Origin of the sequence: Denitromonas iodatirespirans, assembly GCF_018524365.1 — a bacterium.
Classification (GTDB): Bacteria; Pseudomonadota; Gammaproteobacteria; order Burkholderiales; family Rhodocyclaceae; genus Nitrogeniibacter; species Nitrogeniibacter iodatirespirans.
On the sequence record NZ_JAEKFT010000008.1, the window covers coordinates 109,346 to 123,439 of the forward strand.

The window sequence follows — 14,094 nt, forward strand, 5'->3', positions numbered from 1 at the left end:
AATATGCGCCACATACGTAATTTCTCCATCATTGCCCATATCGATCACGGTAAATCGACGCTGGCCGATCGCTTGATCCAGCGCTGCGGCGGCCTGGCCGACCGGGAGATGGACGCCCAGGTGCTCGATTCGATGGATCTTGAGCGCGAGCGTGGGATTACGATCAAGGCGCAGACCGCCTCCTTGCTCTACAAGGCGAAGGACGGTCAGGAATACCAGTTCAACCTCATCGACACCCCAGGGCATGTGGACTTCAGCTATGAAGTCTCGCGCTCCCTGTCCGCCTGCGAAGGCGCGCTGCTGGTGGTCGATGCCTCGCAGGGCGTCGAAGCGCAGACGGTGGCCAATTGCTACACGGCGATCGAGCAGAACCTCGAAGTGATCCCGGTGCTCAACAAGGTGGATCTGCCGGCGGCCGATCCGGAGCGGGTGCGCGCCGAAATCGAGGATGTGATCGGGGTCGATGCCTCCGACGCGACGCTGTGCTCGGCCAAGACCGGCCTGGGCATCGACGACATCCTCGAAACCGTGGTGCGCCGCGTCCCGCCGCCGGTGGGCGACCCCGATGCGCCGCTCAAGGCCTTGATCATCGACTCGTGGTTCGATAGCTATGTCGGCGTGGTGATCCTGGTGCGGGTGGTCGATGGCAGCATCAAGGCCAAGGACCGGATGCGGCTGATGGCGACGGGCGCCGAGTACCCGGTGGATTCGGTCGGTGTGTTTACGCCCAAGTCGCTGGTGCGCGATTCGCTGTCAGCCGGCGAAGTGGGCTTCATCATCAGTGGCATCAAGGTGATCTCGGACGCCAAGGTGGGCGACACCGTGACCCTCGCCACCCGCCCGGCCAACAAGCCGCTGCCAGGGTTCAAGGAAATCAAGTCGCAGGTGTTCGCCGGCCTGTACCCGGTCGAATCCAACGAATACGAACAGTTGCGCGAATCGCTCGAGAAGCTGCAACTCAACGATGCGGCGCTGCGTTTCGAGCCGGAAGTGTCGCAGGCGTTGGGCTTCGGCTTCCGATGCGGCTTTCTCGGCTTGCTGCACATGGACATCGTGCAGGAACGACTCGAGCGCGAATTCGATATCGACCTGATCACCACCGCACCGACGGTGGTGTACGAAGTCCTGCTCAAGGACGGCTCGGTGATCAAGGTCGAGAACCCGGCCAAGCTGCCCGATCCGTCGAAGATCGATGAAATTCGAGAGCCGATCATTCGTGCGACCATCTACATGCCGCAGGAGTATGTGGGCGTGGTGATCACGCTATGCACCCAGAAGCGCGGCACGCAGGTCGACATGCGCTATCACGGCCGGCAGGTCCAACTGGTCTACGACATCCCGATGAACGAAGTGGTCATGGACTTCTTCGACCGCCTCAAGTCGGTGTCGCGTGGCTATGCCTCGCTCGACTACGAACTGCACTGCTACCAGGCCGCCGATCTGGTCAAGCTCGACATGCTGGTCAACGGCGAGAAAGTCGATGCGCTGTCGGTGATCGTGCATCGGGCGAATGCCCATTTCCGCGGGCGCGAACTGGCCGCCAAGCTGCGCGGCATCATCCCGCGCCAGATGTTCGACGTGGCCGTGCAGGCGGCGATCGGCTCGACCATCGTGTCGCGCGAGAACATCAAGGCGCTGCGCAAGAACGTGCTGGCCAAGTGCTACGGCGGCGATATTTCGCGCAAGCGCAAGCTGCTGGAAAAGCAAAAGGCCGGCAAGCGGCGCATGAAGCAGGTCGGTGCGGTGGAAATTCCGCAGGAGGCCTTCCTGGCCGTGCTGCGTACCGACGACAGCAAGTAACCCTCTTCAGAAGCGAACCGGAGACCTCGTGAATTTTGCCCTGATTCTTTTCCTGCTGCTGGTGGCGACCGGTGTGCTGTGGCTGGCTGACAAATTCTATGCCCGCAAGCGGCGCGCGCCCGATGCCGGGGAGCCATGGTGGGTGGAATATGGCGCCAGTTTTTTTCCGGTCATCCTGGCGGTATTCTTTCTGCGCTCGTTCCTGGTCGAGCCGTTCAAGATTCCGTCCGGCTCGATGATCCCGACCTTGCTCGTCGGCGATTTCATCCTGGTCAACAAATACACCTATGGCATTCGCCTGCCGGTCATCAACAAGAAAATCGTCGACATGAACACGCCGGAGCGCGGCGACGTGATGGTGTTCCGCTACCCGGAAGATCCCTCGCTGGACTACATCAAACGTGTGGTCGGACTGCCCGGTGACACCATCGAGTACTTCGACAAGCGTTTGAGCATCAATGGAAAACCGGTCGATGTGACATCGGCCGGTGAATATGTCCACCGCGATCGCCTGTATGCCAGTGCCAAGTATTCCGAGAATCTCGGCAGCGTCGAGCATGCGTTCTTGAATGACGGCGATAAGCCGGCCTATGTGCCTCAGGTCAAGCAATTCCCGCAGCGCGAGAACTGCACTTATACTAACAACGGCGTACGCTGCACCGTCCCGCCCGGGCATTACTTCGTCATGGGCGACAACCGGGACGACAGCAGCGACAGCCGCGTCTGGGGTTTCGTCCCCGAAGAGAACATCGTCGGCAAGGCGTTCCTGATCTGGTTCAACTTCAACGAGCCGAGCCGTATCGGGTTTTTCCACTGAAGGGCAATCGCATGAAGAACAAGCAGACGGGCCTGTCTTTGATCGGTGTGCTGATCGTGGGGGCCATTCTTGGTTTCCTGTTCCTGATCGGGATGCGTACCGTGCCGGCGGTGACCGAGTACCTGGCGGTCAAACGCGTGTTGAATGCGATCGCCGAGTCCAAGCCATCGGCGGACGTGACGGTCGGTCAGATCCGCGCCGATTTCGACAAGCGTGCCTATATCGGCGACGTGAGAAGCGTCACCGGGCGCGATCTGGTCGTGGTCAAGCGCGGCAACCAGATCGAGATGTCCATGGCCTACGCCAAACGAGTGCCCATTGCAGGCAACGTGAGCCTGCTGATCGACTTCGATACCGGCACCGTGCGTAGTAGTGGTTCCTGACGGGGGTCGGGTGAGTCTGGAAACGCTGCAGGCGCGGATCGATTATCGCTTCAAGGACGTCGCCCGCCTGCGCCAGGCGCTGACCCATCGCAGCTTCGGTCAACCGAACAACGAGCGGCTCGAATTTCTCGGCGACAGCGTGGTCAATCATGTGGTTGCGCTGGCGCTGTTTTCCCGTTTTCCCGAGTTGCGCGAAGGCGATCTGTCCCGCTTGCGGGCGCAGTTGGTCTGCCAGGATGCCCTGCACGGTCTCGCCGTCGAGCTGCAGCTCGGCGCGGTGTTGCGCCTGGGCGAAGGCGAACTCAAAAGCCGCGGCGCCGAGCGGCCTTCGATCCTCTCTGATGCACTCGAAGCGGTGTTTGCCGCGGTCTACCTTGATGGTGGCTTCGACGCCGCGAAGGCGGTCATCGACCGCCTGTTCGCCGACCACCTGACGCACCTGGACCCGAAGTCCAGCCTCAAGGATCCCAAGACCCGGCTGCAGGAGTGGTTGCAGGCGCGGCGCCGGCAGCTGCCGAAATACCGGCTGGTCGAAACCCGCGGCGAGGCGCATGCTCAGGAATTCGAAGTCGAGTGCACCATCGATGGGGGCATGCAGACGCGGGGTACTGGGTCGAGCCGGCGGGCCGCCGAACAGCAGGCCGCTTCGGCGGCCATGGAAAAACTGGAGCAGCATGCAGGATAGTCAGACTCCGGAAGGCGGCGCCTTCCGCACCGGATTCATCGCCATCGTCGGACGGCCGAACGTCGGCAAGTCCACGCTGATGAATCGCCTCATCGGCCTCAAGGTCAGCATCGTCTCAAGCAAGGCGCAGACCACGCGGCACCGGGTGTCCGGCATTCTCACCGACGACACGGCACAGTTCGTCTTCGTCGACACACCGGGTTTTCAGACGCGGCACCAGAATGCGCTCAATCGCACCATGAACCGCACGGTGACCCAGTCGCTGGCCGATGTCGACCTGGTCTATCTGGTGATCGAGGCGGGGCGCTTCGGGCCGGAAGACGAGCAGGTGGTGGCCTTGCTACCTCGGGACGCCAAGGTGATCCTGGTCATCAACAAGGTGGACACTCTGGCCGACAAGTCCAGCCTGTTGCCCTTCATCGAGCTGACGCGCGGCGCCTTCCCGTTTGCCGAAGTGGTGCCCCTGTCGGCCGAGCGCGGCAAGAATGTCGATGCACTGCTGGCCGTGTCGCGCGGCTACCTGCCCGAAGGTCCGCCGATGTTCGGGCCGGATGATGTCACCGATCGCAGCGAGCGCTTTCTGGCCGCCGAGTTCCTCCGCGAAAAGCTGTTCCGCCTGCTCGGCGACGAGTTGCCCTACGGCATGACGGTCGAGATCGAGCGCTTCGAGGCGGATGGCAACCTGCGCCGCATCAACGCCGCCATCATCGTCGACAAGCCGGGCCACAAGGGAATCGTCATCGGCAAGGGCGGCGAGCACCTCAAGCGCATCTCGACCGAGGCGCGCAAGGCCATGGAAGAGTTGTTCGGCGCAAAGATCTACCTGGAAGTGTGGGTCAAGGTCAAATCCGGCTGGGCCGACGATGAGCGCGCCTTGAAGAGTCTCGGCTACGACTGAGCGAGTGCGCCGTGGGTCAGAAGCAGCGTGTCGACCAACAGCCCGGGTTCGTGCTTCACACCCACCCGTACCGGGAAACCAGCCTGATCGTCGAAGTGTTCAGCCGCGACCATGGCCGCATGGCCCTGGTGGCCAAGGGCGCGCGCCGGCCGATGTCGGCGTTGCGTGGGGTGCTGATGGCCTACCAGCCGCTGCTGCTCGACTGGTCGGGTGGGGGTGAGGTCAAGACGCTGATCCGCGCCGAGTGGATCGGTGGCCAGCCGCTGTTGAGCGGCAAGGCCTTGCTGTGCGGCTACTACCTCAACGAGCTGCTGGTCAAGCTGCTGCCGCGCGAGGATGCCCATGCGGCGCTGTACGACGGCTATGCAGCGCTGATCCAGCAACTGCCGGAGGCGTCGCGCTTCGAGCCGTTGCTGCGTGCCTTCGAGCTCATGTTGCTGTCGGAACTCGGCTATGGCGTTCCGCTTGACCATGACGCCGAGACCGACGCCCCCATCGAAGCCGATGCGCTGTACGGATATATAATCGACCGCGGTCCGGTCCACAACGCAGCGGGCGATGCCGACTTGCCCGTGGTGGCCGGGCAGACGCTGATCGACATGGCCGCCGGCCGCTTCGACGACCCGAAAACCCTGGTGCAGAGCAAGGCCTTGCTGCGCCATCTCATCCAGCACCACCTCGGCGCCCAGCCCCTGCATTCGCGCCGGATGTTCAAGGAGTTGCAAGCACTGTGATTGAATTGGGCGTGAATATCGATCATGTGGCCACGCTGCGTCAGGCGCGGCGGACCTGGGAGCCGGACCCGGTGTGGGCGGCGGTGGAGGCGCACCTGGGCGGGGCGGACGGCATCACCGTGCATCTGCGTGAAGACCGCAGGCATATCAACGACGAGGACGTGCGCAAGCTGCGCGACCTCACCCAGATCAAGCTCAATCTCGAAATGGCCGCCACCGACGAGATGGTCGGAATCGCCGCCGCGCTCAAGCCCGAGATGGCCATGTTCGTCCCCGAGGGGCGGCAAGAGGTCACCACCGAAGGCGGTCTCGACATCGTCTCGCAAGAAGCGGCGCTGCGCGATGCGGTCAGTCGTCTGAGCGACGCCGGGATTTCGGTCAGCGTGTTCATCGACGCCGACCCGGCCCAGGTCGACGCGGCGGCGCGTATCGGTGCGCGGGTATGCGAAATCCATACCGGCCCCTATGCGGCTGCGTTTCACCGCGCCGGACGCGATGCCGAAAGTGCGGCGGTGGTCGCCGAGATCGACAAGATCCGCCGCGCCGGGGTGATGATCCGCGCCGCCGGCATGCGTTTCAACGCCGGCCACGCGCTCAACTACTACAACGTCCAGCCGATCGCCCGCCTGCCAGGCATTCGCGAGCTGCATATCGGCCATGCCATCGTCTCGCGCGCCGTGTTTTCCGGCTTGCGCGAAGCGGTACGCGAGATGAAGCGCCTGATGCGCGAAGCCGCCCGGCTGGGCGAGTAGGGCAGGCGCATGATCCACGGCATCGGCACCGACCTGGTCAGCGTCGAGCGCATCCGGCTGGCGCTGGCGCGCCACGGCGAGCGCTTCGCCTATCGCATCCTGGCGCCGTCGGAGCGCGCCGCCTTTCATGAGGCGCCCGTGCCCGAGCGCCTGCTGGCCAAGCGCTTCGCGGCCAAGGAGGCATTCGGCAAAGCCTACGGTACCGGAGTGGCCGTGCCCGCGACCCTGCATTCGGTGGCGGTCGACCGCGATCGCCTCGGCAAGCCGTTCTTCGTCTTCCATGGCCGGATGGCCGAGATCATGACGGCCGACCGCCTGCGCGCCCACCTGAGCCTGAGCGACGAGCTGGACAACGTGCTGGCTTTCGCCGTGATCGAAAAGGAGCACCCCTGATGTCCGTCGCGATGCCGCTTGGCCCGGTGATGCTCGATGTTGCCGGGCACCGTCTCACCGACGAGGAGCGGGCGCGGCTGTGTCATCCGCTGGTCGGCGGCGTGATCCTCTTCGCGCGCAATTACGCCGACCCGGCGCAACTGAGTGCGCTGACCGCAGAGATTCGTGCCCTGCGTTCGCCCGCGCTGTTGATCACCGTCGATCACGAAGGCGGTCGCGTGCAGCGTTTTCGCACGGGCTTTTCGGCGGTGCCGGCGATGGGCGTCCTGGGCCGCGCCTGGGATGCCGACCCCGACACCGCCCGCGCCCTGGCTCGCGATGCGGGGCGGGTGCTGGCCAGCGAGTTGGTTGCCCACGGGGTGGACCTGAGCTACGCACCCGTGCTCGATCTGGACTACGGCGTCAGCCGCGTGATCGGTGATCGCGCCTTCCATGCCGACCCCGAGGTGACGGTGGCACTGGCCTCTGCACTCATCGACGGCATGGCGGATGCGGGCATGGGCTGTGTCGGCAAGCACTTTCCGGGGCATGGCTTCGTCGAGGCCGACTCCCATGTCGACATGCCGCGCGACGCGCGCGATCTGGCCGCCATCGAGGCGCAGGACATGAAGCCGTTTCGGCAACTGGCCGGTCGGCTCGCCGGCATCATGCCGGCGCATGTCATCTACCCGGCGGTGGACGCCCGGCCGGCCGGCTTTTCGTCGTTCTGGCTGCAGACCGTGCTGCGCGGCCAGCTGGGTTTTACCGGCGTGATCTTCAGCGACGACCTGACCATGGAGGCGGCCACCGAGGCCGGCGACATCGTGGCGCGGGCCGAGGACGCACGCGCTGCCGGCTGTGACATGGTGCTGGTGTGCAACCGGCCCGATCTGGCCGAGATGCTGCTCGCGCGCTGGCAGCCGCCGGTGCCGGCCGAGCTGACAGAGCGCCTGTGCGCGCTGCATGCACGTTGCGCTGACGATGCCGTTCGTGTCGGCAGTGCGGCCTATGAACACGCCCGGCAGCAACTGGCCGCGCTGGCCGGAAGCGTTCGGTTCGCCTGAGCGATTCGGTTGTGACGGGCTTCGACCACAAGACCTTCCTGCGCAGCGCACCGGACGATCCCGGGGTGTACCGGATGATCGGCGAGGGCGATCAGGTGCTCTATGTCGGCAAGGCCAAGAATCTCAAGAAGCGCTTGTCCTCGTATTTCCGCGGCCAGCTCGCCAGCCCGCGCATCGCCATGATGGTGGCGCAGATCGTGCGCGTCGAAGTGACCGCCACGCGCTCCGAGGCCGAGGCGCTGATCCTCGAGAACAACCTCATCAAGTCGCTGGCGCCGCGCTACAACATCCTGTTTCGCGACGACAAGTCCTACCCCTACATCACGCTGACCGCGCACGACTTCCCGCGCCTGGCCTTCCACCGCGGTGGTTTCACCAAGGGGGCGCGCTACTTCGGGCCATTCCCCGGCAGTGTGTCGGTGCGCGACAGCATCCATCTGCTGCAGAAGGTGTTCAAGCTGCGCACCTGTGAGAACGGGGTGTTCGAACATCGCTCGCGGCCGTGTCTGCTGCATCAGATCCAGCGCTGTACGGCGCCCTGTGTCGGCCTGATCTCCGAGGCCGACTACGCGGCCGACGTGCGCCTGGCGACGATGTTCCTGGAAGGGCGCACCTCCGAAGTCATCAACGGCCTGACCGACGCCATGGCGGCAGCCGCCGAGCGCATGGCCTTCGAGGAGGCCGCGGCCCTGCGCGACCAGATCCGTGCGTTGCAGCAGGTATTGCATCGCCAGTATGTCGACAGCGGCAAGGAAGAGGACGTGGACGTGCTGTGCGCGGTCCAGTCGGCGGGCCTGGTGTGCGTCAATCTGGCCATGATCCGCGGTGGGCGTCATCTGGGCGACCGGCCGCTGTTCCCGGTGGTCGCCGGCGAATGCTCGACGCAGGATGTGCTGCTGGCCTTCATCGAGCAGCACTACGCCATGCTGCCGCTGCCGGGGCGCATCGTCACCGCCATCGACGCGACCGCGGTCAGAGCCGTACTCGAAGCGCTCGGCAAACGGGCCACGGTGGTGAGCCCGCGCCGGCCCGTCGAGAAGGGCTGGATGGAGATGGCCGAGCGCAACGCGATGCTCGCCATCCAGGCCCGGCTGGCCACCTCCGACCGTAGCGCCTCGCGCCTTCAGGCCCTGCAACAGGCGCTGGGCCTGGCCGAGGCGCCGGCGCGCATCGAATGCTTCGACATCAGCCACACCATGGGCGAGGCCACCGTGGCCTCCTGCGTGGTGTGCGAAGCCGGTGCCATGAAGCGCAGCGAATACCGGCGCTACAACATCACCGGCATCACGCCGGGCGACGACTATGCCGCCATGCGCCAGGTGCTGGCCCGGCGCTACGAAAAGGTGGCGGCCGGGGAGGGCGTGCGGCCCGATCTGGTGCTGATCGACGGCGGCCGTGGGCAGCTGTCGATGGCGCTGGAAGTCTTCGCCGAACTGGGGTTGGCAGCGCTGCCGGCGGTGGGCGTGGCCAAGGGCGAGGGGCGCAAGCCGGGGCTCGAATCGCTGATCTTCGGCGATGGCCGGCCACCGCTGCACCTGTCGCCCGAATCCGCCGCCCTGCACCTGGTGCAGGAGATTCGCGACGAAGCGCATCGCTTCGCCATCAGCGGTCATCGCGCGCGGCGCGGCAAGGCGCGGGTTGGCTCGAAGCTGGAGCGCATCGCTGGCGTCGGCCCGACGCGCCGGCGCGCCTTGCTGGCCACCTTCGGCGGGCTCGATGGCGTACGTGCCGCCACGGTGGACGACCTATGCCGCGTCGAGGGGATCAGCCGGACGCTGGCCGAACTGATCCATGCCGAACTGTCCGGCGGCGAATCGTGACAAGGCGCTTCGCCAAGGGCTACACTTCGCCAGCACCCGCCTGCCGTCGATCCTGAGGGCCCGGGCTTTGATACCACCTGACGCATGCCATTGAACATTCCCAATTTGCTGACCTGGGGCCGGATCGTGATGATTCCGGTCTTTGTCGGCGTGTACTACCTGCCAGAGGGCATGATGACGCTCGCCGAGCGCAATCTGATCGCCACGGCGGTGTTCGTTGTCGCGGCGGTGACCGACTGGTTCGACGGCTATTTGGCGCGCACGCTGGGGCAGACCTCGGCCTTTGGCGCCTTTCTCGACCCCGTGGCCGACAAGCTGATGGTCGCGGCGGCGCTGATCATGCTGGTCCAGCTCGGGCGTGCGGACGCCATGATCGCCGTGATCATCATCGGGCGTGAAATCACCATTTCCGCACTGCGCGAATGGATGGCCCGCGTCGGGCGCTCGGCCAGCGTGGCGGTGGCTTTCGTGGGCAAGCTGAAAACCGCCGCACAGATGGTCGCCATCCCCTTGCTTCTGTATAATGCGCCCCTGCTTTCAGTGCATTCGCAGGCGGTTGGCACCGTCCTGATCTACATTGCGGCGGCACTGACGCTATGGTCGATGGGCTATTATCTGCACCGGGCGATGCCCATGTTGCAGGACAGTGAAAAACGCTGAAAACGCCTTGACACTATAAAAAAGCTGCCTATAATGGCGGTCTGTTTTGCGGGAATAGCTCAGTTGGTAGAGCGCAACCTTGCCAAGGTTGAGGTCGCGAGTTCGAGCCTCGTTTCCCGCTCCAGTATTCTGGGGAAAGCACCGCTTTCCCCTTTTCACTCCCGGAAAATCGGTGGGTGAATGACCGACCTGGCAGTCGGTCAGTGGCGCGGTAGCAAAGCGGTTATGCAGGGGACTGCAAATCCCTCCAGGGCGGTTCGACTCCGCCCCGCGCCTCCAGGAAAGTATTGCGGGAATAGCTCAGTTGGTAGAGCGCAACCTTGCCAAGGTTGAGGTCGCGAGTTCGAGCCTCGTTTCCCGCTCCAAAACACGAAGGGGAAGCCATCTGGCTTCCCCTTCTGTTTTTTTGCGCAGCACACGCACGCCGCTATCATCAGGGGCATGGCCATCATGACATTGCCCCGCTTCCTCGATCTGCCGGACACGGTTGCCCCCGACTACCAAGGCGGCAGTCTGCTCAACCTGATGGCGTCCTTGCGCGCCCGCTTCGGAGATCGGCATGCCGTGGCCGTGCGATTGCGTGACGAGGCGGCGCTGCCGCTGGCCGATGCCCGCGTCGTGGTGCTGCTGGTGATCGACGGCCTTGGCGCCCGGGATCTGGCAGCGCGCGGGCAGGGCGGCTTTCTCGCCCGTCACCTGGCGCGTACGCTCACCACCGTTTTCCCCGCCACGACTGCCAGTGCCGTCACCACGACTCTGACTGGCCTGTCGCCGGCGGAGCATGGCTTGACCGGCTGGTATATCCGCGACGACCGCTTCGGTGGCGTGCTGGCACCGTTGCCGATGGTGCGCCGTGACCGCCAGCCGCTGACCGGCTGGTGGCGCATGCCACGGCTGTTTCCCTATCCCAGCCTGTTCCAGCGCCTTGACGTGCGAAGCGTGATGGTAGCGCCCGAATCCATCCTCGGCTCGCCGTTCAACATGCGCCATTCGCGCGGCGTGGCGCGTCGCTATGCCTATCAGGATCTTGCCGGCCTGGAGGCGCAACTGGTGCAGGCGGTCGGCGATCTGGGCAGCCTGGAGGGTTTCGTCTATGCCTACCATGCCGACTACGACGCGCTGGCCCATCGGTTCGGGATTGCCTCGCCCGAGTGCGATGCGCAGTTTGCTGCGCTCGATGCGCTCATCGACCGGCTGCGCGCGCGCCTGGCCGGCAGCGATGCACTGTTGCTGGTGACGGCCGACCATGGCTTCATCGACTCTCCGCCGGAGCGCCAGTGCGATATCGCCGCCGAAGGGGCGCTCCAGGGCTATCTGGATGGTCCGCTGTGGGGCGAGCGGCGGGTGGCCTATTGCCGCGTCAAGGCGGGCCATCAGGCGCGGTTCGAGGCGGAAGCGACAGCCCGGCTGGACGGGCGCTTCCATGTGGTGCCAAGCGCACGCCTGATCGATGCGGGGGTCTTCGGGCCGGCCGGCAAGCCGTCACGCCGCCTGGCCGAGCGGGTTGGCGATTTTGCCCTGATCGGGCGTGAGGACTGGACGCTCTACGATTGGCTGCCCAACGAGAAGCGGTTTCCGATGCTCGGCGTCCATGCCGGTGTGTCTGAAGACGAGATGCTGATTCCGTTGGTGGCGATACCCTGCTGAGCGATCACGACTCGCTCAGTGCAGATCTTCCTTGGCGGGAGGCACCGGCAGCACGGCGATTCCCTCGTCGAGCAATTCGACGACATCGTCCAGCGTCGCTTGGCCGCGGATGGCGCGCTCCGGCGCGTCGCCCTGATGGATGCGGCGCACTTCGGCGGGAAAGGCCTTGCCGACATCTTCGGCCTGCCGCGCCAGCTCGCGCACCTTGGCGACGAGTGCGGCGGCCGTGCTCGGGCCCGAAGGGAAAGGCGCGGTAGCCGGAGGCCGGGCCGGCGCACCCGTCCGAACGTAGGGCGCACTCGGCAGGCGGCTGATCGACGCGCTGCCACAGACCGGACAATCGACTTGCCCAGCGCTGTGCTGGGCGTCGAATGCGTCGGACGAGGCAAACCAGCCTTCGAAGGCATGGCCGTTTTCGCAGCACAGGTTGAGGACGATCACGCGGAAGGCGTTCCTGAAGGGAAGCAATGGTGCCCGGAACGGGGGTCGAACCCGTACAGCCAAAGGCCGAGGGATTTTAAGTCCCTTGTGTCTACCAATTTCACCATCCGGGCATCGACGACGCTGCGCGCTCAGTGCTCCTGCTCGGGCAGGACGATATTGACCTCGAGCACTTCGTAGTTGTCCTGGCGCTCCAGTTGCACCTTGATGTCGTCCGGATTGACCTTGACGTACTTCGAGATCACCGCGATCAGGTCTTTCTGCAGATCGGGCAGGAAGTCCGGCGAGCCGTCACGGGTGCCGTGTTCGCGGGCGATGATCAGTTGCAGGCGTTCCTTGGCCAGGGAGGCGGTCTTCGGCTTGCTGCCGAACAGCATGCTGAGCAGGGACATGTCACTTGCCTCCGAACAGGCGCTTCATCAAGCCCGGCTTTTCATAGGCGACATAGCGCATCGGGCGCTCTTCGCCGAGGAAGCGGGCGACCACGTCCAGATAGGCTTCGGACACGTCGGTGCCCTTGAGGTGCACCGCTGGCGAGCCCTGGTTGGAGGCGTGCAGGACGGCTTCGGATTCGGGGATCACGCCGATCAGCTCGACACGCAGCAGCTCCTGCACGTCCTTGTAGGAGAGCATCTCGCCGTCTTCGACGCGCTTGGCCGAATAGCGGGTGATCAGCAGGTGCTCCTTGACCGGCTCCTGCCCGTCCTTGGCGCGCTGCGACTTGGACTGCAGGATGCCGAGGATGCGATCGGAGTCGCGCACCGAGGACACTTCGGGGTTGGTGACGATGATCGCCTCGTCGGCGAAGGTGAGCGCCATCACGGCGCCGCGCTCGATGCCAGCGGGGGAGTCGCACACCACATAGTCGAAGGCCATGTGCTCGAGTTCCTTGAGCACGGTCTTGACGCCTTCTTCGGTCAGCGCGTCTTTGTCGCGGGTCTGCGAGGCCGGCAGGATGAACAGGTTCTCGCAGTGCTTGTCCTTGATCAGCGCCTGGTTGAGCTTGGCCTCGCCGTTGACGACGTTGATCAGGTCGTACACCACGCGGCGCTCGCAGCCCATGATCAGGTCGAGGTTGCGCAGGCCGACGTCGAAGTCGATCACGGCGGTCTTGAATCCGCGCAGGGCCAGGCCCGATGCGAAGGCTGCGCTGGTGGTCGTCTTGCCGACGCCGCCCTTGCCGGACGTTACTACGATGATTCGGGTCACGATGGTTCCTTCTTGTGGATGCTTGCTTATTGGGTTTGCAGCGGCGCGATGGTCAGGATCTGCTGGTCGTCGTCGCCCTTGAGCCAGGCCTGGGCCGCCTTGCCGGCGACCGACTCGGGGATGCCTTTTTCAAAGGTGCGATACACCCCGGCGATGGAGACCAGTTCGGGGCCGAAATTGGTGCTGAACACGCGTGCCCGGGCGTTGCCTTGGGCGCCGGCCAGCGCGCGACCGCGCAGCGGGCCATAGCAGTGGATGTTGCCGTCGGCAATGACTTCGGCGCCGTGGCTGACGCCGGCGAGCAGCACCAGATCGCCGCCGCGGGCATAGGCCTGCTGGCCGGAGCGCAGCGGGCGGTCGATGATCAGGGTGGGCTCGGCGCCGGCGATGGCGGCCGGCGCAGGCGTTTCGACCACGGGCGCCGGTGCGGGCGCGGGGGCGACTGCGGCGGCGGGCGCCTCGGGGGCGGCGACACTGGCATTGTCGCCGTCGAGCACGGCCAGGCCGATCTTGCGCGCGCCTTCGATGAAGGCGTCGGGCAGGTTGCTGACGGCCACCGGCTGCAGGCGGTAGCGGCGCAACAGGCTGGCCAGCGAGGGCCAGTCGATGCGCTCGGGCAGTTGCGCCAGTTCGGCGAAGTCGAGAATCGTGGCTTCGCGGTTGAAGAAGTCCGGCATGCCGCCGAGCAGGGTGTGCATGGCGTCGGCCAGCCGCATGGGATCGGTGTCGCGCAGGCGGGCGGTCATCACGCCCAGGGTCGCGCCTCGGAACTCGATGGGTTTGGATGCGGTGGTGGCGGGGTTCATTCGGGG

Annotated in this window: 16 protein-coding genes and 4 tRNA genes; 15 read left to right on the forward strand and 5 right to left on the reverse strand. The window is 65.2% G+C overall.

The window, feature by feature from the left end:
- Positions 1-3: 3 nt before the first annotated feature.
- The 15 genes from lepA to I8J34_RS09495 all read left to right on the forward strand — a co-directional run bounded on the left by lepA (position 4) and on the right by I8J34_RS09495 (position 11,632).
- A complete protein-coding gene (gene lepA, locus I8J34_RS09425; RefSeq protein ID WP_214361146.1) occupies positions 4-1,800 on the forward strand; it encodes a translation elongation factor 4 in 1,797 nt (598 codons plus the stop codon).
- A gap of 28 nt (positions 1,801-1,828) precedes the next feature.
- The gene (lepB, locus tag I8J34_RS09430; RefSeq protein ID WP_214361147.1) at positions 1,829-2,617 is read left to right on the forward strand and encodes a signal peptidase I; all 789 of its coding nucleotides are present in this window, start codon (positions 1,829-1,831) and stop codon (positions 2,615-2,617) included.
- An 11-nt stretch (positions 2,618-2,628) separates the two neighbouring features.
- A complete protein-coding gene (locus tag I8J34_RS09435; protein WP_214361148.1) occupies positions 2,629-3,000 on the forward strand; it encodes a DUF4845 domain-containing protein in 372 nt (123 codons plus the stop codon).
- A gap of 10 nt (positions 3,001-3,010) precedes the next feature.
- Positions 3,011-3,685, forward strand: a complete 675-nt coding sequence (gene rnc, locus I8J34_RS09440; protein WP_214361149.1) for a ribonuclease III — start codon at positions 3,011-3,013, stop codon at positions 3,683-3,685.
- Positions 3,675-4,583, forward strand: a complete 909-nt coding sequence (gene era, locus I8J34_RS09445; protein ID WP_214361150.1) for a GTPase Era — start codon at positions 3,675-3,677, stop codon at positions 4,581-4,583. Before rnc ends, era begins: the two co-directional genes overlap by 11 nt.
- An 11-nt stretch (positions 4,584-4,594) precedes the next feature.
- Positions 4,595-5,317: a DNA repair protein RecO gene (gene recO, locus I8J34_RS09450; protein WP_214361151.1), complete on the forward strand. Its 723-nt coding sequence runs from the start codon at positions 4,595-4,597 to the stop codon at positions 5,315-5,317.
- Positions 5,314-6,069, forward strand: a complete 756-nt coding sequence (locus I8J34_RS09455; RefSeq protein ID WP_214361152.1) for a pyridoxine 5'-phosphate synthase — start codon at positions 5,314-5,316, stop codon at positions 6,067-6,069. The genes recO and I8J34_RS09455 overlap by 4 nt, the downstream gene beginning before the upstream one ends.
- Before the next feature lie 9 nt (positions 6,070-6,078).
- Positions 6,079-6,462: a holo-ACP synthase gene (acpS, locus tag I8J34_RS09460; RefSeq protein ID WP_214361153.1), complete on the forward strand. Its 384-nt coding sequence runs from the start codon at positions 6,079-6,081 to the stop codon at positions 6,460-6,462.
- A complete protein-coding gene (gene nagZ, locus I8J34_RS09465; RefSeq protein ID WP_214361154.1) occupies positions 6,462-7,505 on the forward strand; it encodes a beta-N-acetylhexosaminidase in 1,044 nt (347 codons plus the stop codon). The genes acpS and nagZ overlap by 1 nt, the downstream gene beginning before the upstream one ends.
- An 11-nt stretch (positions 7,506-7,516) precedes the next feature.
- Positions 7,517-9,325 (forward strand): excinuclease ABC subunit UvrC, encoded by a 1,809-nt coding sequence (gene uvrC, locus I8J34_RS09470; RefSeq protein ID WP_230411777.1) that lies wholly within the window; start codon positions 7,517-7,519, stop codon positions 9,323-9,325.
- Positions 9,326-9,409: 84 nt separating this feature from the next.
- Positions 9,410-9,985 (forward strand): CDP-diacylglycerol--glycerol-3-phosphate 3-phosphatidyltransferase, encoded by a 576-nt coding sequence (gene pgsA, locus I8J34_RS09475; protein WP_214361155.1) that lies wholly within the window; start codon positions 9,410-9,412, stop codon positions 9,983-9,985.
- A 48-nt stretch (positions 9,986-10,033) separates the two neighbouring features.
- Positions 10,034-10,109: transfer RNA gene (locus I8J34_RS09480), tRNA-Gly, on the forward strand.
- A gap of 81 nt (positions 10,110-10,190) precedes the next feature.
- Positions 10,191-10,264, forward strand: a tRNA-Cys gene (locus tag I8J34_RS09485).
- Positions 10,265-10,274: 10 nt separating this feature from the next.
- Positions 10,275-10,350: transfer RNA gene (locus tag I8J34_RS09490), tRNA-Gly, on the forward strand.
- Positions 10,351-10,435: 85 nt separating this feature from the next.
- The gene (locus I8J34_RS09495; RefSeq protein WP_214361156.1) at positions 10,436-11,632 is read left to right on the forward strand and encodes an alkaline phosphatase family protein; all 1,197 of its coding nucleotides are present in this window, start codon (positions 10,436-10,438) and stop codon (positions 11,630-11,632) included.
- Between the two features lie 15 nt (positions 11,633-11,647).
- Here the strand turns inward: I8J34_RS09495 and I8J34_RS09500 are convergent, their stop codons facing one another.
- The 5 genes from I8J34_RS09500 to minC all read right to left on the reverse strand — a co-directional run bounded on the left by I8J34_RS09500 (position 11,648) and on the right by minC (position 14,088).
- Positions 11,648-12,073 carry a DUF1178 family protein gene (locus I8J34_RS09500; protein WP_214361157.1) on the reverse strand — a complete coding sequence of 142 codons (426 nt, stop codon included), beginning with the start codon at positions 12,071-12,073 and terminating at the stop codon, positions 11,648-11,650.
- Positions 12,074-12,100: 27 nt separating this feature from the next.
- Positions 12,101-12,186, reverse strand: a tRNA-Leu gene (locus I8J34_RS09505).
- A gap of 18 nt (positions 12,187-12,204) precedes the next feature.
- Positions 12,205-12,465, reverse strand: a complete 261-nt coding sequence (minE, locus tag I8J34_RS09510) for a cell division topological specificity factor MinE (RefSeq protein WP_214361158.1) — start codon at positions 12,463-12,465, stop codon at positions 12,205-12,207.
- Between the two features lies 1 nt (position 12,466).
- On the reverse strand, positions 12,467-13,282 hold the full coding sequence (gene minD / locus I8J34_RS09515; RefSeq protein WP_214361159.1) for a septum site-determining protein MinD: 816 nt from the start codon (positions 13,280-13,282) through the stop codon (positions 12,467-12,469).
- Between the two features lie 26 nt (positions 13,283-13,308).
- Positions 13,309-14,088 (reverse strand): septum site-determining protein MinC, encoded by a 780-nt coding sequence (minC, locus tag I8J34_RS09520; RefSeq protein ID WP_214361160.1) that lies wholly within the window; start codon positions 14,086-14,088, stop codon positions 13,309-13,311.
- Positions 14,089-14,094 lie beyond the last annotated feature (6 nt).

What these genes read in the sequence shown, in the direction of transcription:
- lepA (WP_214361146.1), top strand. Translation starts at nt 4, where the DNA reads ATGCGCCACATACGTAATTTCTCCATCATTGCCCATATCGATCACGGT.
- I8J34_RS09435 (WP_214361148.1), top strand. Translation starts at nt 2,629, where the DNA reads ATGAAGAACAAGCAGACGGGCCTGTCTTTGATCGGTGTGCTGATCGTG.
- era (WP_214361150.1), top strand. Translation starts at nt 3,675, where the DNA reads ATGCAGGATAGTCAGACTCCGGAAGGCGGCGCCTTCCGCACCGGATTC.
- acpS (WP_214361153.1), top strand. Translation starts at nt 6,079, where the DNA reads ATGATCCACGGCATCGGCACCGACCTGGTCAGCGTCGAGCGCATCCGG.
- nagZ (WP_214361154.1), top strand. Translation starts at nt 6,462, where the DNA reads ATGTCCGTCGCGATGCCGCTTGGCCCGGTGATGCTCGATGTTGCCGGG.
- pgsA (WP_214361155.1), top strand. Translation starts at nt 9,410, where the DNA reads ATGCCATTGAACATTCCCAATTTGCTGACCTGGGGCCGGATCGTGATG.
- I8J34_RS09495 (WP_214361156.1), top strand. Translation starts at nt 10,436, where the DNA reads ATGACATTGCCCCGCTTCCTCGATCTGCCGGACACGGTTGCCCCCGAC.
- minE (WP_214361158.1), bottom strand. Translation starts at nt 12,465, where the DNA reads ATGTCCCTGCTCAGCATGCTGTTCGGCAGCAAGCCGAAGACCGCCTCC.
- minC (WP_214361160.1), bottom strand. Translation starts at nt 14,088, where the DNA reads ATGAACCCCGCCACCACCGCATCCAAACCCATCGAGTTCCGAGGCGCG.